The organism is Halomonas sp. KO116 (genome assembly GCF_000734975.2).
GTDB lineage: Bacteria > Pseudomonadota > Gammaproteobacteria > Pseudomonadales > Halomonadaceae > Vreelandella > Vreelandella glaciei.
The window spans coordinates 4,620,326-4,640,498 of record NZ_CP011052.1 but is presented as its reverse complement, the minus strand read 5'-3'; the positions used below and the strand labels follow the sequence as shown (position 1 = coordinate 4,640,498).

The following is a 20,173-nucleotide window of genomic DNA, read 5'->3' as shown; positions in this document are numbered from 1 at the left end:
TTAAGTAAGGAGAACAGCATGATTGTGGTAACAGGCGGTGCCGGTTTTATCGGGGCCAACATAGTGAAAGCACTGAATGCCCGTGACCGAAACGATGTAATGGTGGTCGATGATCTGCGCGATGGCACTAAATTCGTCAACCTGGCCGACTGCACGCTGGCGGATTATCTGGATAAAGATGACTTCCTTGCCAGGGTAAAAGCTGCCCTGAAAGGGGAAAGCGTCGACTTGCCTACCATTGACGCCATTTTCCACGAAGGCGCCTGCTCGGATACCACCGAGTGGGATGGCCATTACATGATGGAAAATAACTTCGAGTACTCCAAAGTGCTGCTTAACTACTGCGAGCAGCAGGGTATTCCCTTCCTGTACGCGTCATCGGCGGCGACCTATGGCGGCAGCGAGGTTTTCAAAGAGGTACCGGAGTGCGAAAAGCCACTCAATGTTTACGGCTATTCCAAACTGCTGTTCGATCAGCACGTGCGTGTGCGGTGGAGCGAATTGACCACACAAGTGGTGGGCTTTCGTTACTTCAATGTCTACGGCCCCCGGGAACAGCACAAAGGCAAAATGGCCAGCGTGGCGTATCACAATCATCTGCAAATTCGTAACGGCGAAACCCTGAAGCTGTTCGGCGCCTATGGCGGTTATGAGGCGGGTATGCAGAGCCGCGACTTCGTTTATGTCGGTGATGTGGTCGATGTGAATCTCTGGTTTCTGGATCATCCTAACCAGTCGGGCATTTTCAATCTTGGTACTGGGCGTGCAGAGCCTTTCAAAGCGATTGGTGAAGCCGTTATCGACTTCTATGGTAAAGGCGAGATCGATTACATTGCCTTCCCTGAAGAGTTGAAAGGGCGCTATCAGAGCTATACCCGGGCTGACATTAACCAGCTACGTGCCAGTGGCTGCGATGTGGAGTTTAAAACCGTTGCTCAAGGGGTTAAGGCCTACTTGGGGTGGCTAAATGGCTAACTCAGCTCAGCGCTTGCTGGTGATTGGCCCTTCGTGGGTCGGTGATATGGTCATGGCACAAAGCCTGTTTATGACTTTAAAAGCCCGCCAGCCAGGCGCGACGATAGGGGTGGTCGCGCCCGCGTGGTCGCAGCCTATTCTGGAACGCATGCCCGAGGTGGATGAGGTGTTGCCGCTGGCGGTTGGTCATGGTGAATTTGGTTTGGCCAGCCGCCGCGAACTCGCCAGCCGCCTACGGGGGCGATTCGATCGCGCGATTGTATTGCCGCGTTCTTGGAAGGCCGCGCTGGTGCCCTTTATGGCACGCATTCCCGAGCGTGTCGGGTTTATGGGCGAGCATCGCTACGGTCTTCTCAAGGAGCGCCGTAAGCTCGATAAGCAGGTGCTGGATCAAACCGTAAAGCGCTTTGTTTCGCTGGGGTTGCCCCTTGAAGAAGCGAACAGCGGCGACTTTGTATTGCCCAAGCCGCGGCTGCAGATTGATCGCGATAATCTGGTTAATTTACGCCTGACGCATTCACTTTCATCACGCACGGCGATTGGCATGATGCCGGGCGCTGAATACGGCCCCGCCAAGCAGTGGCCGATCAGTTACTTTCATACGTTAGCAAAACGCTTGGTAAACGAAGGTTTTGAAGTGCGGGTGTTGGGCGGCGCCAAGGATCACCCAGCAGGAGAGGAAATAACGCAGGGGCTTGCCCATGCCCATAATCTGTGCGGCAAAACACAGTTGGCCGATGCCGTTGACTTGCTGGCTGACTGCCGGCAAGTGGTCACCAATGACTCGGGCTTGATGCATGTGGCCGCAGCGGTAGGCGTTCGCATCCATGCGCTATATGGCTCTTCATCGCCCGCCTACACGCCGCCGTTGACCGATAATGCGGTGATTCACTATCTGGCGCTCTCTTGCTCTCCCTGCTTTCAGCGCACGTGTCCATTGGGACATACCAACTGTCTTAACCAACTGAGTGTTGATCAGGTCTATGAACAGATTAACGCGGCTCATCAACGGGAGAAGCGTGATAGCTAATGGATAAGCTCCACTTCATCGGCTCGGTCAGCGGGTGTCTCTACGGTTTGCTCTTGAGAAGAGGGCGTGTCGGGCTCACGGCGCTGGGGTGAGATACCTTCCCAGAGACGGTGCTGCAGCGCTGTCTCTTCCTGTAAGCGCTCATTGAGTACTTCGATACCGTGTGCTTCCACCAGCGTACGCTGATCACTAAATAATGACGTGCCCAGCCCCGCACGCTGGCCTTCCAAGCGAAAGCCCAGCGCATCTAACAACGTAGGGAAAACATCCAGCATGGTGGCATCACGGCGAATACGCTGTGGCTGAATATCATCGCCCAGCATGATAAGCGTGTTGTCTCGGTCTAATGCCGTCAATTGATCCCACACCGACACCCGCATGGTGAGGTGGTCGCTGAGAACCACAACCAACGTGTTGTCGAGAAGCCCCTCTGACTCCAAACGCTCAATTAAATCTCGGGCCAGCCACGTTGAGCACTCTACGGAGTAAAGAATATCCTGCCCGTCAAATTCGCCCTGTTGTTCTACACAGGATTGAGAGGGGTAACCATTGGGCGCATGGCCTGCTAAATTAAGAGATACCACGCCCCATGGGCCGTTATTCTCTTTGTTCAGTCGCCGTATTTCGTCGGCGGTAATGTCATAAAGAGTGTCGTCATAAAGCCCCCAACTGTTTACATATTCTGGATCTGTCAGCTGTGGCTCTAACTCTTCACGCCCTTTTACGGTGTTGAATTGATGGCCGCGGTAGAACAGCCCTTTACCTGCAAACTGAGTGCTGGCACCGCCCAAGTAGCTGAGCTGGTAGCCCTGCGCAGCGAGTATATCGCCAAGGCAATCAACGCCGGGAACGACCTTCGAGAGAGGGTCAAACTGGCTGTCGTGAAGGAGGCCGGCTGGCATTAAAGGTACGCCACATTGGCTGGCAATCATCCCCGCCATTGTCCAACCGGTGTTATCCATTTGGCGGACACCTTCAAAGACCGCGCCTCGCTCACCCAGTGCGTTGAGATTGGCATAGGCATCCTCGAATATATCGTTAGCATAGGTACGCTCGATGCTTTCTAGATACAAGAGAAGTAAGTTCGGGGCGTCTCTAAGCGCTTCAGCGGGGGGGGGCTTATAGCGGCGATCCAGCCAGGCACCATCGTCGGTAACAATAGCTGCGCTGCGTTGGCCCAGGCCAAAAAGCAGCGGGTTGCTTGCCAATAACAAAATAGCGAAAAAGCGCTCGGCTAACCGCCAGCGCTGGTCATGACGCGATAACCACGTGACGGATGCCAGCACGCCAATCATGATCAGCGTATAAAGCACTGCGGTAAGCATTTTACCGGCGCCGCCGTGCTCGGCCATGCCAGCCTGGAGATGAAAAAACACCGCACCCAGATCGACAATGCCGAAGCTATCTGCCAAGTAGACGTAAACGCCCCACAGGCTTAGCGGCAACAGCGACCAGGGCCACATTTTTCGATAACGGGCATTGGCAGGCTGGCCCCAGCGCAGCTTTAAGCCCACTCCAATCCATACGGCCGCCACAAAAAATAGCGTCCACCAAGGCAGGCGGGTTAGTACCGTGACGGTATAGCCCAGACAAAGGCCGATAGTGATGATTGCTATTTTTCGAATAGCACGAGGATCCATATGTAACCTACTTTTTCAGGCAAATTCATTTCATTGGTTAGCTTTGAGACCATCACAGTTTGAGGTATCACTCAGAGGCATGGCTGCGGCAAAATTATAATCACCAGCATAAACTTTTTGTGCACAGTAGGTGAATTTATCTTTTATTAATCTCCATTTACGTTTAGCGTAAAGGTTTGCTAATATACTGCTGTTGAGCAGTAAGAATGTTTTAAAATTTGTTTTTTTGGGTGAGAACCCGTCAACCATAATAATTCTATATTCATCATAAGCGCCGTCTAGAATGAAATTATCAATATTAAAATCTGATGCAGGAACTCCAAAAGTAGAGAAAATTTGGATCGTTTCTTCCACTAAGTCAATCGCTTTTTTAACGGTGAGCTCTCTTTTAAATAAAAGATTTCTTAACGTTCGCGATTCACCTTTATCATCGCTAATCCTATCTACCAATAAGCCAGGTCCTTTATTCGTATTTATCCAATGATGACAAAGACTTATTGGGCATGCTCCTTTTGCTGATTTAACTTTATCTGATACATGCCATTCTGTTAGGCTTTGCCTATGGCCTTCTTTCCAATGCTTTGGATCCCGAGAAATTTTAATTATTTTTGAGGAATTTTTTGCATGGTAGTAGCAAATACGTTTATTGCCATAAGATAAAATATCAGTATCGTTTAAAATTAGCTTTTCACTGCATTCAATTTTCTTGACTATACTTTTGTACGAAAAAAACATGCATTATCCTTTGCGTGTAATTTGTGTTGCTAGCTTGAGGTCCAAAAAATTAAGTGGCGTAATTGTCTACAGCAAGACAACAAAAGTGTTAGTTAAAACGACAACTATTGAAAGATTGTTGGGTATACTCAAAATATTTCTGCATAACCAATAGGCTAATTAAGCGTTCCCGTTCTGTATTCATGAATTGAGAAAAGTAGCAGTTTGCATTGGCAATAATCCTTTTGGCGGCGTCGGGGTTTTCTTGGTAATAGATGACTTTCTCCTCAAGATCCGAGTAGTCCTCCTTGAGCTCAACATAGTGATAGCCGGGTAACAGAGTGCCCTCCATAAACCATGTTTCAAAGCGCGGCCGTCTCATCAAGCAGAGGGAATTAGAGGCCATTATCCATTTAAGGTTTGTGGCAACATCCTTACCTTCTATACTGAGCACGAATTTATATTTCAGTTGCTCCTGCACCGACATGAACTGTCGATGCCAAGGCTGACCCAGAGCATTTTTGTGAATGTCACCCACGTTGCATAAAGGGTGATCATAAAAGTCCCGCACGAATTGGCGTCGATGCTCTTGGTGGCAAGCCCCCCGCCACACGACAAAATCAAGCTTATCATCATAGGGGATAGGGTCTTTGACCGTATAGTAGTGACGTACGCGATTTAGCTTAAGTAATACCGAGTTTTGATTAGGCTGGTTAATAGGGCGACTTTTTACCAAGGTAGCCACGCTTGGTACCGTTGTTACATCGCCGAAGAGATAGCAGAACTTCAGCTCGGGCGAAAAGTAACGTAATACGCTCAGCAGGTCCAAGTAGTAAGTTCCGCTTTTTTCACGCTTAAAATTAGATAAACTTATTACCTGATCAGGTAGTTCAGTGTAGTTATCGAGGCTATTACAGTAATTAACGCGATAAAGTATTTTTTTCTGCTCTTCTTTCGATAAGCGCTTTAGTGAATGTAATAAGCGTTTCCGTTGCCACTGTAATAAAGCAGTGGGGATCAGGCGATGAGCAGTATGTTGAACATAAAAAACCAGCTTGTGAAGGTTCTTATGTGCTTTCGCAACAAGCATAACCATTAACTCACGATTGTTTGATAGAGATGCCAATATGATGCTGTCATTGACTGAGGACTGTATTGATCTAAACGCTCAGTGGCTCCATGAACTAACTGCTGCTGAAGAGCGGCGTCGTCTCTTAATCGCATAATACTGCTGGCTAATGCATTTGCATCATTGTCTGGTATGAGTAACCCCGTCTGCTCATGCTGAACGATATCGGGTATACCGCCAACGTCAGTAGCGATGACAGGAATACCTAACTGCATTACATCCAACAAAACGGAGCCCAAGCCTTCATTGCGTGAAGGAAACGCAAACACATCCAAGCCAGCCAAATAATCGGCAATGTTATTTTTAAATCCCATCCAGGACACGTTGCCAAGCGAAGATGACTCTGCTTTAAGCGTTTCAGCGTCTTCGCCGTCACCTAAAAAAATGAACTGTATATCAGGCGCTTGTCGCTCAAGTTTCTGCGCCGCCTGCAGTAATAACCGCTGACCTTTATGGCGATCAACCACGGCCCCTGCGTGGCCTACCAAAAATTTATTGGCAAAATCCTCGCGAAAAATACGAGTGGCTTCAGGTGAAGACGCTAGCCGAGAGTAAGCACTTGCTATTAAGTTAACATCGCCCCACTGATTTGCTTCCAGAAGACGCTTTATCACGTGAGAAAGAGCAACTCGTGAGGAGGCATGAGAATAACATTGCTGGTTAAACCACTTACGTTTGACAGGCGAATCAACGCGTCGAGTAATTAAATAGGGTGTGCCTGTTAGGCGATAGTGTAAGTAAGCCCAATGAACACCTTTTGCATCATGAGCGTGAACAAGCTGGGTATCACCTAATCGATAGTGCCCAGCCAGCTGATGATTGGCTGAATGAAAACGGAGCCCCTTTACGTCGAGCAGGTGCTGACGCATGGGAGAGTCCTGTCGGCAAACCAGTGTCTGTGTAACGTGACTCGAAGGCTGCGCTGCCAACGTCTCGATTAATATCTCAGTCTGGCGCTCGCCACCGCGAAAGCCTCGTGCCAGATTTACATGAGTAACATGCATAGATCACCAAACCTTATTAAAGTCTTCTGCTTCAAGCACTTTAGGATCACGCTGGTATTCGAGTAGCTTGGCGTACTTCAAGTAGCTATTGAGTCCCGCGCTGATTGCAACGCTCAGGCCATCGACCCCACCCATGAAGCCTCGCTGAAATATATATTTGCGTACAAAGGCATTCAGGCCATGGACAAACGGTGAAAATGCATTGGCGCGCTTCCCTTTCTGGAACATAATCTTCGCGGCACGACCACTGAAATTGCGTCCTGGCTTCGCAAATAACTGCCCCAGGTTTTCGAACGAGTGGTGCACAATATCGGCGTTGATTCTTTTGGGATTTGCGGCTACTACGCTAGCGTGCTGCTTAACGTCCGCAAAGCGTGCATGTTGTCGGTTGTAGAGGCGAATACAGTAATCGGGATACCAGCCACAGACCCTGATCCAGCGCGAACCGATCATGTTGCGCCGACGAAAGGCAAACGCATCATGCTCGGTGGCAGCAAGGTCAAGCTGACGAATGGCTGCGACCATTTCTGTTGTTAAACGTTCATCGGCGTCCAGGCTGAGCACCCAGTCGTGCTCTACATGCTCAAGTGCAATATTTTTTTGGATGCCATCACCGAGGTAGGCCTGTTGAACCACCCTGGCGCCTAGCTCGCGAGCAATAGTAGTGGTTTGATCCTGGCTTCCTGAATCTACCACCACGATGTCGCCACATACTTGGCGAACTGACGCAATGCAGTCGGCAATATTGGCTTCTTCGTTAAAGGTAATAATATTGGCCGAAATCATGAAGCAGTCATCTCTTGCAAAAAGGCAGAAGTAATTTGTGCTGGGGAAAAGCTTTCCAGCCAACGCTCATCAATCGCGTAGCCGTCAGCTTCAAGAACAGCATCGACACGGGCTGCTAAAGCCTCTGGTGTCATTTCACACAGATAAGCTTCCAGCTCACCGCTCATAATATCACGTACCCCGCCTGGGCAATCGACCGAGACAATAGGCGTTTGGCAGGCCAGCGCTTCCAGCAGCACGATGCCCAAGCCTTCATGCGCAGAACTCAAGATAAAGAGTCGTGCATGATGCATCCAAGGGTAGGGGTTTAATTGGCGGCCGACAAACGTAACGCGTTCAGCAATACCCAGCTCAGCGACTAGCGCCTCCAGCTCGCTGCGTAATGGTCCCTCACCGACAATGACCAGTGGTAGCTGAGTTTGCATCTTGGCATATGCGCGCAGCAGCAGGTGGTGGTTCTTCTGCGGTACCAAACGGGCGACGTTAAGTAAATAAGGGGTGGTGGGCCGTTCGGGAGTGTCTTCGTGCATGGCACTTTGGATAGTCGCTATGGGGCATGGATTGGTGATCGTACGCAGCGATAGTGGCTGCACCTTCAGTGCCTGCATGGCCGTGGCAATCTGCTTTTCGACGCCATGCGAGACGGTTATCAAGTGTTTGTCATGAAACAAGCAACGTGCCTTGAGTCGCTCCAGCCAGGGAGCATGTCCAGAAGAGGTTTTAACTATATTTTCCAAGACGTAACAGGCGCGGGGATCTTTGAAGGACCATACCGTCTCAAAGGTGCCAATGCCGCGAAAAATAATGCGGTCAAAAGTGCCATATTGGCGCTCTAGCTTTCGTATCTCACGACGAAAAAGCTTTCCGCCCCACCAGCCTGACAGTAGAAAATAGCTTTTTCGTACCACGCTATTCAGCAGGCGTGCGGCAATCTCGATCGTGCCCCCTATCCCTGACATCCACATGGCCCGAGAAAGAGCGAAGTGGTGAATGTTTACCTTTTTGTTGCCTGGTTCAAGTTGAGGAGGGCGGGGCTTGAAGTACATTAGGTGGCTTTCATGGCCGTGCTCGGCAAAGGCATCCGCAAGGTTTACCGCGACTCGCTCCATGCCGCCAATTTTTAAAGTACGCACGACAATTAATACCTTCATGTAGGCGAATCCTTTTTATGTGACGGAAGTTGCATGACAGGGACGAACTTTAGTCGCTGGCGACGGCGACGGTTCTTGAACCACGATAGCGCATGCTTTAGGCGCTGCTGTAGGGAGGGGCTAGGGTATCTGATCGAAGGTTGCCAAGGCGTTAACGAGTGGTAATGGCGGTACAGGTCAGCAAGCGGGTGGCGACTGTTGGCATGCCAGAGTTTTCTTGAACCAATAAAATGAATAATTGCAGGGTGGCGGGTTGCATGGTCTAGCTCCTCTTGCCAATCAGCATAATGAGCCACGCTTTTTTCTACCGCTGCATAAGCATAGGGCTGCATGTTCCAGCGCATGGGCAGCCGATGCCAGTCCAGAAAAATGACGTTCAATGCATCCTGATCGGGGTAGTCCAGCGTGTAATCATGTTGCTTTAGTAGCTGCTCTACTTGGTCTAGCACGTTGCGAGCTTTCCAACCCGCTAAATCCACCACCAGCACGCCTGAATTAAAATAGTTCCGGTAATCAAGCCCCATTCGGCTCTGATCTGTTCCTTGTAAGTTGGCCACACAGGCTAAAGGAGCATTTTGCATGTCGAATGACAACAGATTGGCAATATCATCTAGTACCACAAGATCGCAGTCTAAATAGATGACTTTCCGGCAGCTCATCGGTAGCCAGTTGTGCATGCCTAAACGCAGCATGGCGGCAGGGCCAAAACGGCCGAAAGCTAGCTCTGGCCAGCTATTGTTTTCTGCTTCAATGACGGTTAGCGATGCAGGTAGTGAGGAAAACCATTGGTACAGCTGTTGATGAGTATTGGCTGATAAGTTGTATCCTAATAAATAAAAATGCAGCGCTTCTGGCGTCTCACTATGGCAAATAGTGGATGCCATCACGGCGGCTGCCTTGTCGACATACCCTTCATCGGAGCACAGGACAACAGTAATCATGGGAGATCCCTTTCGATGTTGGTAATAGCCTTTGACCGGTTGGCTCGCAATGTGGGTTTCCATATATGAGTTAGGCAGCCAGCCATGACAACGTTAAATAAGAATACACCTGTCCAAAATATCAAATAGGATTCAAAAAGATTGATAACACTCCAAAAACATAAAAAGGCATAAAGAAAAAGGAGTACATCACCGGGCATGTCGCCACGTTTCCATGCAAACCATGAGTTTGCTATAAACCATATCAGTAAGTAGGCGTAAGCGGCTAAGCCCACCAAACCATACTGCAGTGTGATTTCAAGGTAGAGGTTATGTAAGTGGCCAAAGTTTAAAGCTTGATAGTGCGCCTGATTATATTCGATATTATCAAATAAATACTCGACACCTTGTTCTCCCCAGCCAAGCAAGGGGCGCTGTGCAATCATATCAATGGCAGCGCGCCAGCTATACAGTCGCTCGCCTACGCTGGAGCGCACTTCACTGGATGATAGAGGGATTGAACTCCAATCTCCTCTCAATAAGGCTTGAATAGTGTCCAGCTCAGCTGTGGCTCTTTCAATGATCAAAGAACTATTAATGATGATAAACATCGCTAGGCATACTGATGAAACAGCAATTAAAGCGAGATGCTTTTTGGTAAGGCTTTTTCGGTATCTGATAAATAGCAGAAAAATTACAATGGAAAAGCCAGCGATAACTCCTAACCAAGCGGCTCGTGTCTGCGAAATAATGACACCCGCTATAATAATCGTAAATGCTAATGCCCAGAGAATTAATTTTCCCCAATGTTGTAAAGGTGCTAATAATAACCGTGGAAGAAAAATGAGCAAACCGAGCAGAACGGTGCCGAAAAACATCGCTGAATGCTGCACATTGCGAATACCAAACCCAACGCGTTCGCCGAGAAAGCCACGCTGAAAATCGGCGAGACCATCACCCGTGATCCATGGTGCCAATACAACGGCGGCGCTAGCTATGCCCCAGAAAATTAATGTATTTCGTGTATTGCCCCCTAGCCACCATGCAAAAATAATAAATAAAAACAGCCGGGCAATATGGTCTAGCTTAGGGTAGTCATCTGCCAAAATTGGAAGTGTAAGCGTTAAAAATAACCAATGACACACAGCTAAGAGTAAAGCCCACCAAAGCATATGGAAAACGTGATGCTTCCATACCTCTTTGGCATAAATTATTATGCTCACTAAGCCAGTAATGGATAACATTACCTTATTGAGATCGCTGAAGTTGTCAAAATGAGGTTTTGAAAATATATAAAATAATGTGGTGAGCACACCTATCGCTATTAAAGGAATAGGCGTTTTTCCTAAATATTTTGTTTCCCATATAAAAAATAAGTGCTTTCTTTGCATCTGCTTAATGTCTCAATGAGCTGCTATCTCGATGATGAATCTTTCATGATAGATATAAAATGTATCTTCAAGTTAACGAAGTATAATATTTAGTAACGGTAACCTTGTAGAATACGGCCCATTAATTCTACGCTGCTTGGTTTAGCCAGAAATTTACCCAATGAGCGCTCTAGACGAGCTAAATTACCTTCCTGCCATTCTCCCGCCGCACGCAGGCGGCAACGATCAAGGTCAATCAACCATGGCGCTCCACTGGGATCGACGAGAATATTGCGCGCGTTCAGGTCGACATGATCTAGCCCTGCTTGGTGAAAGCGTCGAATCATCCCTCCGACGCGGTGTAACAGCGCTTCATCGGCCTGGTCGTTGACCAACAGTTCGGCCAGCGCTTTTGCACCGGTTATGCGCACGGTGATCAACGCGGCTTCATAAGTAAGCCCATAGCGGGTAACGCAGCCTGCTACAGGACGGGGCACCGGCAGGCCCTGCTCGAAAAGCGCAGCAGTCAATCGTAGCTCGCGAAATGCTCGAGTGCGCTCAGCGCCGGTCCATAAGTAGCGTTTTTCACTGAGCTTGGCTGCCATGCCACCCCGGCAATAGGGCCTTAACACCCACTGTTCGGTCGGTGTTACCTGTAAAAACAGGCTGCTGCCCCGGCCTGGGGCTTCACCCACTATTAATCCCTGTTCACGCCAGTATTCGGCAGTGAACAGAGCAGGATCCATTTGGTGTGTTCCCGGCGTGTCACATAAACTGTCTGCATCATGTAAAATCAGCCCATTTTTCTGCCGGAGTGCCGCTAAGCGCATGAAGCCCTCTCTGCCTGTTCAGCCTAACCACATTGCCATTTTGCGCCTCTCCGCTCTAGGAGACGTGTGCAATCTCGTGCCCACGGTGCGGGCGTTGCAGCGCCAGTGGCCCGATGCGCGCATTACCTGGATTATCGGCAAGGGGGAGCATAGTCTACTGGCGGGGCTTTCTGGGGTCGAGTTCGTTGTTTACGACAAAACGACCGGTATAGCCGGGATGCGCGCGTTATGGCGACAACTTGCCGATACGCGCTTCGATGTACTGCTGCATATGCAGCAGGCCATTCGTGCCAGCGTGCTGTCCCTTGGACTTAAAGCCAAGGTGCGTGTGGGCTATGACAAGGCGCGCGCCAAAGATGCTCAGCACTGGTTTACTCAGTACCAGCTTGCGCCGCACCCTAATGCCCATGTACTGGAGTCATTCATGGACTTCGCCCGGGTGCTGGGGGTAGAGGATGAACGGTTAGAGTGGAATCTGCCGGTTAACGACACCGCGCGCAACGAAGCGCAGGTTATCAGTGGTGAGGCGCCTTACCTGGTGATCAACCCTTGCAGCAATGTGCGTCTGCGCAACTTTCGTAATTGGTCAGTGGAGGGCTATGCCAGCGTCATTGAGCATGCCTGGGTGCAGTATGGTCTCAAAAGCGTGCTGACCGGTGGCGGCAGTGCACTGGAGCGGGAAATTGGCGATCAAATCGAAGCGCTTTGCCAGCCCGGTAGTGTGATTAACGCCATTGGCGGCACCTCATTGAAAGGGGTGTTGGCCCTGATTGATCACGCTCAAGCGGTGATCGCACCGGATACCGGGCCTATTCATATGGCCAATGCGATGGGAACGCCTGCACTGGGCCTGTACGCATCGACCAACCCCCAGCGCGCTGCTCCCTATCTATGGCGCGACTTTGCGGTTAATGCTTACCCTCAGGCGGTGCGCACCTATCTGCATAAGTCAGTAGACGAAGTGAGTTGGGGTCAACGGGTGCGCCACCCAAGCGCCATGATGCTGATAAAAGCCGATGACGTTATCGCTAAACTGGATACGCTGCTGGCTCATACTGCTTTGACTGCCAGCGCAGGGAGCACCGATGAAGATTGACTTAACCGCGTTAGAACATGCCCGTGTATTGGTAGTCGGCGATGTCATGCTGGATCGCTACTGGCATGGCGGTACCTCGCGCATATCTCCAGAAGCGCCCGTACCGGTGGTGCGCGTGGAAGATGTTGAAGACCGCCCGGGCGGCGCGGCCAATGTGGCGTTGAACATTACCTCGCTAGGTGGCCACGCAGTGTTGGCGGGTGTAGTCGGTGATGATGAAAACGCAAAACTGCTCGAAGCCAGCTTGACCGCTTCCGATGTAAGCACTTACTTCCAGCGCAGCGCTGAAATACCCACGATCACCAAGCTTCGCGTGATGAGTCGCAACCAGCAACTGCTACGTCTGGATTTCGAGCAGCGCCTGGACAGCGTCGATACCAGTGAGCTATTAGCCCAGGTAGAAAAGGCGCTCCCCGACTGCGACGTAGTGATTCTTTCCGACTACGGCAAAGGCACGCTGAACCAAGTAGAGAACCTGATAGCCAATGCAAGGGCCCGGGGCAAGCGGGTACTGATCGACCCGAAAGGGCAGGATTTCAGCAAGTATCGCGGGGCGAGTTTAATTACACCCAACCTGACGGAGTTTGAAGCGGTGGTCGGTGCCTGCGCAACCGATGCGGAGCTATCCACGAGAGGCGAAGCGCTACGTGCAGAGCTTGAGCTGGAAGCGCTGCTGATTACGCGCAGCGAAAAAGGCATGACCCTGATTCGCGAAGGGCACGCGCCGCTTCACTTGCCAACCCGGGCTCAAGAAGTCTTTGATGTGACGGGGGCAGGGGATACGGTGATTGGCCTGATGGGATTGGCATTGGCGGCAGGGCATGCCTTCCCCGAAGCTATGATGCTGGCCAACCTGGGGGCAGGATTGGTCGTGGCCAAACCGGGTACGGCCACGCTCTCAATCGCCGAGCTCTACACCGCGCTACACGGTGATAAATTAGCCGAGTTTGGTGTAATCGAGCCTACTGTGCTGATAGAGGCTGTAAGGGCCGCTCAGCTGCGTGGTGAGCAGGTGGTGATGACTAACGGCTGCTTCGATATTCTACACGCGGGCCATGTCGCTTACCTAGAGCAGGCCAAACGCCTGGGAGATCGGTTGATTGTCGCGGTAAACGATGATGCCTCCATTGGCCGCCTGAAGGGGCCCAAGCGTCCGATTAATCCGCTTAACCGGCGCATGCAAGTGTTGGCGGGGCTGGGCGCTGTCGACTGGGTAGTGCCCTTTAGTGACGATACCCCCCAGGCGCTGATTGAAGCTGTGTTGCCGGATATTCTGGTCAAAGGCGGTGATTACCGGCCAGAGGATATCGCCGGGGGCGCGGCCGTCATCGCCAATGGCGGAGGGGTCAAGGTACTGGGCTTTGAAGATGGTGTTTCGACCTCGGCGATGATTAGCTCCATTTTAGACCGCGAGCGCTAATGGCTTCATCCGTCTGGCCCCGGCTTGCCTACTCAGCGGCCCTGTATGCGCTTTCACCGCTGATTGGCTGGCGTATCTGGCGTGAGCAAGTACCCACTCACTCCCGCCTTCAGCGACTGGGATTACGCCTTGAGCCCCTTCCTCCCGCGCCACGCATTTGGCTGCACTGTGCCTCGGTGGGAGAAGTGCGCGCCGCTAGGCCATTAATTGAAGCACTACTAGCCCGTTATCCAGCGCATAGTCTGCTGCTCACCACCATGACCGCGACGGGTGCTGAGCAATCCCAAGCGCTTATTAGCGAGCAAACCCCAAGTGATCAAGCAAGGCTTACCCATCGCTTCCTACCGTTGGATTTTCCCGGTGCTGCCAGACGCTTTGTGCGCAGCGTTCAGCCCGAACTCGCGATCCTATTTGAAACCGAGCTGTGGCCTAACCTGATTCACGCCTGTCGCCAGCAGGGAGTGCCTGTGGCGGTAGTGAATGGTCGCTTATCGCCCCGCGCCTTTAAACGCTACCAACGCCTGCGCCCATTGATGGCCAGTCTGCTTGCCGAGATTAGCTGGCTCGCCGCAAAATCATCGGCTGATGCCAAACGCTTTAATGCCCTCGGCTGTAGCACAGAAATCACCCGCATCGTTGGCTCGCTGAAATTTGAACTGGCCAGCCAAGAGAAAGCAATAGAAGATAGTGAGCGCTTACTTCATTCGTGGGGTGAGCGACCTGTCTGGGTGGCGGGCTCGACTCGTGACGGCGAAGAAGCACTGCTGCTTGAGGCCCACCGCCAAGTGCTTGCGCGCTACCCCGACGCGCTGCTGGTGCTGGTACCGCGTCATCCCCAGCGCTTTGATGAGGCGGCCAAGCTTTGCAAAACCGAAGGCTGGGCATTAAGCCGCCGCAGCCAACAGCAGCCCGTGAGAGCGCAAACCCAGGTCTACCTTGGGGATACGCTTGGTGAGCTGGCCATGCTTTATGCCGCAGGCAGTGTGGCCTTTGTAGGGGGCAGCCTAGTGCCGCTGGGCGGGCATAATGTGCTTGAACCGGCGGCGTTAGGCAGACCGGTGCTTAGCGGCCCCTCGATTGAGAACTTTGCCGACGTGGCTGAGCCACTTCAAGCAGTAGGGGCGCTAACGCTGGTCGATAGCCCGGATACGTTGGCAGACGCCTTGGCGGGCTACTTTGCTAACCCTGAGCACGCCCAACAGGCTGGGCGTGCTGGCTGCGCGGCGATTGAAACACAAAAAGGCGCATTGGCCCGAACGCTGACTGGATTAGAAGCGCTGCTGCCCCGATAACGTAGCACCTTTATTGACGCTTTTTGATTAACGCGTCATTCGCTCTACACCATCCGCTGTACCCACCAGTAGAACATCGGCACCACGCTCGGCAAACAGACCATTGGTGACCACACCAACGATGGCATTGATACGCGCTTCCATGGCCACCGGGTCTGCGATCATGAAATCAAAGCAGTCGATAATCTGGTTGCCGTTGTCGGTCACCACTCCCTGGCGGTAGACCGGTTCTGCCCCTAGTGCGACGAGTTCGCGAGCGACATAAGAGCGTGCCATCGGTATGACTTCTACCGGCAGCGGAAAGTTGCCTAGTTGAGGCACGTACTTTGAGCTATCAGCAATGCAGATAAAACGCTCGGCGCAGGCCGCCACGATTTTTTCGCGAGTGAGCGCTGCGCCACCGCCTTTGATCATATGTAAGTTAGCATTTACTTCGTCTGCACCATCAATATAAAAAGGGACAGTGCCGACGCTGTTGAGCTCAAATACTTCAATGCCTAAGGCTTCAAGGCGCTTGGCGCTCGCTTCTGAACTGGCCACCGCGCCTTTAAAAAGATGGCGCAGCGGTCCAAGGCGATCAATAAACAGATTGGCTGTTGAGCCAGTACCAATACCTAAGATGGTATCCTTTTCCAGCTTAGGTTTAATTTCTGCAATGGCTGCATCCGCCACGGCGGCCTTCAGTTCATCCTGGTTCATAAAGAGTAAGCCTAGTGAGTCAGTCTAGTGTGAGTCAGTAAAGAGTTAATGGCGCTAGTATAGCGACCTAGACGCGACTAGGCGTAATCTGCTACCAATAAAAGCTTTTGTCCGTTCACGTTCTTCCCTTGGGATACCCGCATGCTCGAAGCAACCGTCAAAAAGATCCTCCAGGCCCGTGTTTATGAAGCCGCTTGTGAGACCCCGATTACCCCTGCACCCTTTTTGTCGCGTCGTTTCAACAACCAGATTTTGATTAAGCGCGAAGATCTACAGCCGGTGTTTTCATTCAAAATCCGTGGCGCTTATAACAAAATGGCGCAGCTTACCCAGGCGCAAAAAGATAAAGGCGTGATTGCCGCCTCTGCGGGTAACCATGCCCAAGGGCTGGCTATGGCCGCCAAACTCATGGGCGTCAAAGCCGTCATTGTGATGCCGCGGATTACCCCGGATATTAAAGTCCAGGCGGTACGCGCCCGTGGGGCCAAGGTCATCCTCAAAGGCGACGCCTTTGCCGCTGCTGCTGAGCATGCGCAAGAGCTGATCAAAGAGCATGGTTATACCTATATTCCACCGTTCGACGATATTGATGTAGTGGCTGGCCAAGGCACCATTGGTGTAGAAATTCTGCGCCAGCACGCTGGGCGCTTGGATGCTATTTTTGTGCCAGTGGGTGGCGGTGGGTTAATTGCCGGTGTGGCCGCTTATGTGAAGTACCTGCGTCCAGATATTAAAGTGATCGGTGTCGAAGCCGAAGATAGCGCTTGCCTAAAAGCGGCCATGGAAGCAGGCGAGCGAGTAATACTCGACCAAGTCGGTGTTTTTGCTGAAGGGGTGGCAGTGGCGCAAATCGGCGAGGTGCCGTTTTCGTTGGTCAAAGATCTGATCGACGGGGTTATCACCGTCAATACCGATGAAATGTGCGCAGCGGTCAAAGATATCTTTGAGGATACCCGTGCGGTGGCAGAAACCTCCGGTGCGCTCTCGCTGGCGGGGCTGAAAAAATATATTCAGCAGACTGGTGCCGAAGGCGAGACGCTGTTGTGTATTAATTCGGGGGCCAATACCAACTTTGATCGTCTGCAGCACATCGCCGAGCGCACGGAGCTGGGTGAGCAACGTGAGGCAATTCTGGCGGTAACCATTGCCGAGAAGCCCGGCAGCTTTAAAAAGTTTTGCCGTACCCTGGGCAAGCGGATGGTGACTGAATTCAGCTACCGTTATGCCGATAGCAGCGAAGCGCATATCTATGTCGGTGTTCAGGTCAAGCCCGGTGGCGAAGACCGCCAGGCGGTGATTGATAAGTTGCGTGAAGGCGGCTACCAGGTGGAAGACCTTACCGATAACGAGTTGGCAAAGCTGCATATTCGCCACTTGAGCGGCGGTCGACCCAGCGAGCGCTTTGAAGAGGAGGTATATCGCTTTGAGTTCCCCGAACGCCCAGGCGCGTTGATGAACTTTTTGACCCAACTGCCCCACGATTGGAATATTTCGCTGTTTCATTATCGCAACCATGGCGCGGCCTATGGCCGAGTCCTGGTGGGCATGCAAGTGCCTAATGGCGACCGAACCCATGTGGCAGAGTACTTAGACGCTATTGGTTACCGCTATTGGCGTGAGAGCGACAATCCGGCTTATCGACTGTTCATGGCCTAGTGCTGGTCAGTAATGAGCAAAACGATGTGTGTAAGTGGTTGCTTACCCTAGATGCCAGAGCAGCCAGTAACATAACGTTACTAAAATGTTTGAAATAAGGCTGGAAAACATCATTCAAGCTGTTGTCAGTGGTGGTCATATCGCCCTATAGTCGTGAGCGAAATTAAGCAAGTTTGCCACCCTGTTGGTGACAGTAAAGGGTGGCAGATTTCACACATTCGGTAACGACAAAGGTGTTGGAGAAGCGGCATGCGGCGTAAGAAGCCTGATATGGTAATGGCGTTGATGGTGGTGTTTGCATTAGGGGTGCTCGCGACCGGTTATGCACAGGCGTTGTCAGGCAGTTAATCTCCGACAACCGCGGCAGTTCCACTGTTAATCCGGGTAATAGATATCAGATGAGAAAGGCTGATCCTTGAAGAGGTCAGCCTTTTTTGTGGGCGGCTGATTGGCGGCGTACGCCGCCTTGATCACTGACCACAGCTTGTAAAGGCACGTCCCATGGCTCCACAGGCAGAGAAGCCACCTGCTGGCAGGCATGGGCGACGCCGATCAGGGTAGGTGACGGCCCGGGGCGATGCATGAACGATAGGCTACGGTCGTAAAATCCGCCCCCCATGCCCATACGGTTAGCATTACCATCAAAGCCAACCAGCGGCACAAGCAGCGTATCTAGCGCCCAGGCCGGTAGCCGGTTGTGCTGCTGAGCGCTAAAGCGTAAATCGGGCTCCCAAATACCAAAGCGGTTTTTTACCATTGGGGTATCGGGCCGGTAGGCGACGAACCAGAGGGTATTCGTGCTGAAAGGGCGTAAAACAGGTAAATAGACCTCGACGTTACGTTTGCGCAGCCAGGGAAGCAGCGGCATCGGGTCAATTTCACCGTTGACGGGCAGGTACAGGCTTATACGCCGTGCGCGGCGGATTTCAGGCAGGGTTTTCAGATACTGACACAAGCGCTGGGCCGCAAGGCGCTGCTCATGCTGAGAAAGGGCTTGGCGTTGGCGACGTAAAAAGCGGCGAAGTGCGCGCTTATCCTCGTCGTGATGGAGGCTTTCCATGCATAGGTTCTCTCTTGCAGGGGTGTTCTCCAGAGTGCCGCTGTCGTTCTGGCCCTGAACCTACTGGTTCAGGTGGGTGGCCGCAGCCAAACCGTCAGGCTTTCCGACGCACGGACATGCACACGGGTCTGGCTAGCATTTGGCCCCCTGGGTATTACGCATAGGCTCGAGGGACTATAACGACTGGCGCACACCCCAGAGAACCCCGCCATCCTAACAGAGCGATGGCTAATGCCAAAGGACTGGGTTAAACGTTCGCCGAGTTTTTAGGCGGTTTGCAGCGCTTTTACACAATGTTCAGGGTAAACAATGTCTGAGGTAAATAATGTCTAGGGTTGACGTGAGGGCTGGCGTGTTTTGGCCAACGCCCGTTCAAGGCGATCATTTAACCGATTCAGGTTCGCCTCACCGGCGCGGTGTTCATCCATGGCTTCAAGCAGTTCATGGGTGATATTGAGGGCCGCCATGATAGCAATTCGCTCACTACCCAGTACGCTGCTTTGAGCATTGATACCCTGCATGGCGCGATCAAGATAGCGCGCGGCGCGGTCAAGTTTGGCTTCTTCGCCCGTGTCGCAGGCAATGATATAGCCGCGCCCTAACAGGGTTATTTCTTTGGTTGGCCGCTTGGCATTACTCATCAAAGACTCCAGCACGGGCCAGCAGGGGGCCCAATGCGTTAACATCACAGCACAGGAAGATAGGTGCCACTCACTATAAGAGAGGCGCTTGGGCGCGGTCAACGCGCAAGCCCTATCACCCATACTCCCAGTGCCACGAATAAATACGAGGTTATCAAATACTATGTCATTGATTGATGAGCGTCAGGACTTTTCTGACGTCGCCGATGTTTTTCTACTGCATGGCAGCATGCAATCTCCGGCTTTCTTGGATGGCCGTTTGTGCGCGCTGCTGGCGCTGCGCAATGTGAGTGCCGAGGACTGGTTGGACGAAGTCTGCCAGAGCTTAGGTGTTGAACAGCCACGCGACCAGCCAAGTGCCGAGCGGCTATTAGGCTGGCGGCGGCAAACCGTAGAGGCGCTCAGCGCCAGCGACCTGGACTATACGCCGCTGCTGCCCGATGAGCTGTTCTCACTGGCCGAGCAGGCGCAGGGCCTGAAGGAGTGGACGCTAGGCTTTATCGAGGTGGTCGACGAGGTGGCTGACAGTGAGTTGCGTGAGCGTTGGTCACAGGCGCTGCGCGAGGCACTGAGTGACCTGGAAGGGTTAGGCCGCATCGATACCGATATTGATGACAGCCCCGAGAACGAAAATGATCTGTTTGCGCTGACTGAGCATGCCCGTATGGCCGCCATGCTGCTGTATACCGAGCAGCACCCAGGCATGCCGCAAGTAGAGCAAACCGACGCCCCCGTTCATTAATCACTTAGCCAGGAGCCT

Annotated in this window: 19 protein-coding genes and 1 other RNA gene; 7 read left to right on the top strand and 13 right to left on the bottom strand. The window is 52.0% G+C overall.

Features of this window, described 5'->3' with window-relative positions; all coding sequences use genetic code 11:
• Nucleotides 1–18 precede the first annotated feature (18 nt).
• A complete protein-coding gene (gene rfaD / locus KO116_RS21280; protein WP_035556383.1) occupies nt 19–975 on the top strand; it encodes an ADP-glyceromanno-heptose 6-epimerase in 957 nt (318 codons plus the stop codon).
• The gene (gene waaF, locus KO116_RS21275; RefSeq protein WP_035556385.1) at nt 968–2,005 is read left to right on the top strand and encodes a lipopolysaccharide heptosyltransferase II; all 1,038 of its coding nucleotides are present in this window, start codon (nt 968–970) and stop codon (nt 2,003–2,005) included. The genes rfaD and waaF overlap by 8 nt, the downstream gene beginning before the upstream one ends.
• Here the strand turns inward: waaF and KO116_RS21270 are convergent.
• The 9 genes from KO116_RS21270 to KO116_RS21230 all read right to left on the bottom strand — a co-directional run bounded on the left by KO116_RS21270 (nt 2,002) and on the right by KO116_RS21230 (nt 11,549).
• On the bottom strand, nt 2,002–3,645 hold the full coding sequence (locus KO116_RS21270) for a sulfatase-like hydrolase/transferase (RefSeq protein WP_035556387.1): 1,644 nt from the start codon (nt 3,643–3,645) through the stop codon (nt 2,002–2,004). The genes waaF and KO116_RS21270 overlap by 4 nt on opposite strands.
• 30 nt (nt 3,646–3,675) lie before the next feature.
• Nucleotides 3,676–4,380, bottom strand: coding sequence for a YrbL family protein (locus tag KO116_RS24840; protein WP_082072663.1), 705 nt, complete (start codon nt 4,378–4,380; stop codon nt 3,676–3,678).
• Nucleotides 4,381–4,468: 88 nt separating this feature from the next.
• Nucleotides 4,469–5,449, bottom strand: a complete 981-nt coding sequence (locus KO116_RS21260) for a glycosyl transferase family 90 (RefSeq protein WP_235272451.1) — start codon at nt 5,447–5,449, stop codon at nt 4,469–4,471.
• A 5-nt stretch (nt 5,450–5,454) separates the two neighbouring features.
• Nucleotides 5,455–6,357: a glycosyltransferase family 4 protein gene (locus KO116_RS21255; protein ID WP_235272449.1), complete on the bottom strand. Its 903-nt coding sequence runs from the start codon at nt 6,355–6,357 to the stop codon at nt 5,455–5,457.
• A 138-nt stretch (nt 6,358–6,495) separates the two neighbouring features.
• Nucleotides 6,496–7,278, bottom strand: a complete 783-nt coding sequence (locus KO116_RS21250) for a glycosyltransferase family 2 protein (protein ID WP_035556394.1) — start codon at nt 7,276–7,278, stop codon at nt 6,496–6,498.
• Nucleotides 7,275–8,429 carry a glycosyltransferase gene (locus KO116_RS21245; RefSeq protein WP_035556396.1) on the bottom strand — a complete coding sequence of 385 codons (1,155 nt, stop codon included), beginning with the start codon at nt 8,427–8,429 and terminating at the stop codon, nt 7,275–7,277. The genes KO116_RS21250 and KO116_RS21245 overlap by 4 nt, the downstream gene beginning before the upstream one ends.
• Complete coding sequence (locus KO116_RS24235) at nt 8,426–9,370, bottom strand: glycosyltransferase family 8 protein (RefSeq protein ID WP_052703814.1); 945 nt, start codon at nt 9,368–9,370, stop codon at nt 8,426–8,428. Before KO116_RS24235 ends, KO116_RS21245 begins: the two co-directional genes overlap by 4 nt.
• Entirely contained in the window at nt 9,367–10,740 is a 1,374-nt protein-coding gene (locus KO116_RS21235) for an O-antigen ligase family protein (RefSeq protein WP_082072661.1), read from the bottom strand. The genes KO116_RS24235 and KO116_RS21235 overlap by 4 nt, the downstream gene beginning before the upstream one ends.
• An 89-nt stretch (nt 10,741–10,829) precedes the next feature.
• The gene (locus KO116_RS21230; protein WP_035556400.1) at nt 10,830–11,549 is read right to left on the bottom strand and encodes a 3-deoxy-D-manno-octulosonic acid kinase; all 720 of its coding nucleotides are present in this window, start codon (nt 11,547–11,549) and stop codon (nt 10,830–10,832) included.
• Between KO116_RS21230 and KO116_RS21225 the strand changes: the two genes are divergently transcribed.
• Genes KO116_RS21225 through waaA form a run of 3 tightly spaced genes read left to right on the top strand, consistent with a single transcriptional unit; the run spans nt 11,548 to nt 15,357 of the window.
• Nucleotides 11,548–12,645, top strand: a complete 1,098-nt coding sequence (locus KO116_RS21225) for a glycosyltransferase family 9 protein (RefSeq protein ID WP_035556402.1) — start codon at nt 11,548–11,550, stop codon at nt 12,643–12,645. The two genes, KO116_RS21230 and KO116_RS21225, sit on opposite strands and share 2 nt — an antisense overlap.
• Nucleotides 12,635–14,065 carry a bifunctional D-glycero-beta-D-manno-heptose-7-phosphate kinase/D-glycero-beta-D-manno-heptose 1-phosphate adenylyltransferase HldE gene (hldE, locus tag KO116_RS21220; RefSeq protein ID WP_035556404.1) on the top strand — a complete coding sequence of 477 codons (1,431 nt, stop codon included), beginning with the start codon at nt 12,635–12,637 and terminating at the stop codon, nt 14,063–14,065. The genes KO116_RS21225 and hldE overlap by 11 nt, the downstream gene beginning before the upstream one ends.
• Nucleotides 14,065–15,357: a lipid IV(A) 3-deoxy-D-manno-octulosonic acid transferase gene (gene waaA / locus KO116_RS21215; RefSeq protein WP_035556406.1), complete on the top strand. Its 1,293-nt coding sequence runs from the start codon at nt 14,065–14,067 to the stop codon at nt 15,355–15,357. The genes hldE and waaA overlap by 1 nt, the downstream gene beginning before the upstream one ends.
• 27 nt (nt 15,358–15,384) lie before the next feature.
• Here the strand turns inward: waaA and rpiA are convergent, their stop codons facing one another.
• Nucleotides 15,385–16,056 (bottom strand): ribose-5-phosphate isomerase RpiA, encoded by a 672-nt coding sequence (rpiA, locus tag KO116_RS21210; protein WP_035556409.1) that lies wholly within the window; start codon nt 16,054–16,056, stop codon nt 15,385–15,387.
• 141 nt (nt 16,057–16,197) lie between these two features.
• Between rpiA and ilvA the strand changes: the two genes are divergently transcribed.
• On the top strand, nt 16,198–17,712 hold the full coding sequence (gene ilvA / locus KO116_RS21205; protein WP_035556410.1) for a threonine ammonia-lyase, biosynthetic: 1,515 nt from the start codon (nt 16,198–16,200) through the stop codon (nt 17,710–17,712).
• Between the two features lie 424 nt (nt 17,713–18,136).
• Here the strand turns inward: ilvA and KO116_RS21200 are convergent, their stop codons facing one another.
• The 3 genes from KO116_RS21200 to KO116_RS21195 form a co-directional block, all read right to left on the bottom strand.
• Nucleotides 18,137–18,772, bottom strand: a complete 636-nt coding sequence (locus tag KO116_RS21200) for a 5-formyltetrahydrofolate cyclo-ligase (RefSeq protein ID WP_035556412.1) — start codon at nt 18,770–18,772, stop codon at nt 18,137–18,139.
• 22 nt (nt 18,773–18,794) lie between these two features.
• Nucleotides 18,795–18,977: non-coding RNA, 6S RNA (gene ssrS, locus KO116_RS24835), on the bottom strand.
• A gap of 124 nt (nt 18,978–19,101) precedes the next feature.
• Complete coding sequence (locus KO116_RS21195) at nt 19,102–19,413, bottom strand: cell division protein ZapA (RefSeq protein ID WP_008959129.1); 312 nt, start codon at nt 19,411–19,413, stop codon at nt 19,102–19,104.
• Nucleotides 19,414–19,576: 163 nt separating this feature from the next.
• Here KO116_RS21195 and KO116_RS21190 point away from each other — a divergent pair, with 163 nt between their 5' ends.
• A complete protein-coding gene (locus KO116_RS21190; protein ID WP_035556415.1) occupies nt 19,577–20,155 on the top strand; it encodes a UPF0149 family protein in 579 nt (192 codons plus the stop codon).
• Nucleotides 20,156–20,173: the final 18 nt, after the last annotated feature.

Coding starts and splice junctions, on each gene's coding strand:
- KO116_RS21230 (WP_035556400.1), bottom strand. CDS start 11,549: ATGCGCTTAGCGGCACTCCGGCAGAAAAATGGGCTGATTTTACATGAT.
- KO116_RS21190 (WP_035556415.1), top strand. CDS start 19,577: ATGTCATTGATTGATGAGCGTCAGGACTTTTCTGACGTCGCCGATGTT.
- KO116_RS21195 (WP_008959129.1), bottom strand. CDS start 19,413: ATGAGTAATGCCAAGCGGCCAACCAAAGAAATAACCCTGTTAGGGCGC.
- waaA (WP_035556406.1), top strand. CDS start 14,065: ATGGCTTCATCCGTCTGGCCCCGGCTTGCCTACTCAGCGGCCCTGTAT.
- KO116_RS21270 (WP_035556387.1), bottom strand. CDS start 3,645: ATGGATCCTCGTGCTATTCGAAAAATAGCAATCATCACTATCGGCCTT.
- waaF (WP_035556385.1), top strand. CDS start 968: ATGGCTAACTCAGCTCAGCGCTTGCTGGTGATTGGCCCTTCGTGGGTC.
- KO116_RS21250 (WP_035556394.1), bottom strand. CDS start 7,278: ATGATTTCGGCCAATATTATTACCTTTAACGAAGAAGCCAATATTGCC.
- rfaD (WP_035556383.1), top strand. CDS start 19: ATGATTGTGGTAACAGGCGGTGCCGGTTTTATCGGGGCCAACATAGTG.
- KO116_RS21200 (WP_035556412.1), bottom strand. CDS start 18,772: ATGGAAAGCCTCCATCACGACGAGGATAAGCGCGCACTTCGCCGCTTT.
- KO116_RS24840 (WP_082072663.1), bottom strand. CDS start 4,380: ATGTTTTTTTCGTACAAAAGTATAGTCAAGAAAATTGAATGCAGTGAA.
- KO116_RS21245 (WP_035556396.1), bottom strand. CDS start 8,429: ATGAAGGTATTAATTGTCGTGCGTACTTTAAAAATTGGCGGCATGGAG.
- rpiA (WP_035556409.1), bottom strand. CDS start 16,056: ATGAACCAGGATGAACTGAAGGCCGCCGTGGCGGATGCAGCCATTGCA.
- KO116_RS21255 (WP_235272449.1), bottom strand. CDS start 6,357: ATGCGTCAGCACCTGCTCGACGTAAAGGGGCTCCGTTTTCATTCAGCC.
- hldE (WP_035556404.1), top strand. CDS start 12,635: ATGAAGATTGACTTAACCGCGTTAGAACATGCCCGTGTATTGGTAGTC.
- ilvA (WP_035556410.1), top strand. CDS start 16,198: ATGCTCGAAGCAACCGTCAAAAAGATCCTCCAGGCCCGTGTTTATGAA.
- KO116_RS21225 (WP_035556402.1), top strand. CDS start 11,548: ATGAAGCCCTCTCTGCCTGTTCAGCCTAACCACATTGCCATTTTGCGC.
- KO116_RS21235 (WP_082072661.1), bottom strand. CDS start 10,740: ATGCAAAGAAAGCACTTATTTTTTATATGGGAAACAAAATATTTAGGA.
- KO116_RS21260 (WP_235272451.1), bottom strand. CDS start 5,449: ATGCTTGTTGCGAAAGCACATAAGAACCTTCACAAGCTGGTTTTTTAT.
- KO116_RS24235 (WP_052703814.1), bottom strand. CDS start 9,370: ATGATTACTGTTGTCCTGTGCTCCGATGAAGGGTATGTCGACAAGGCA.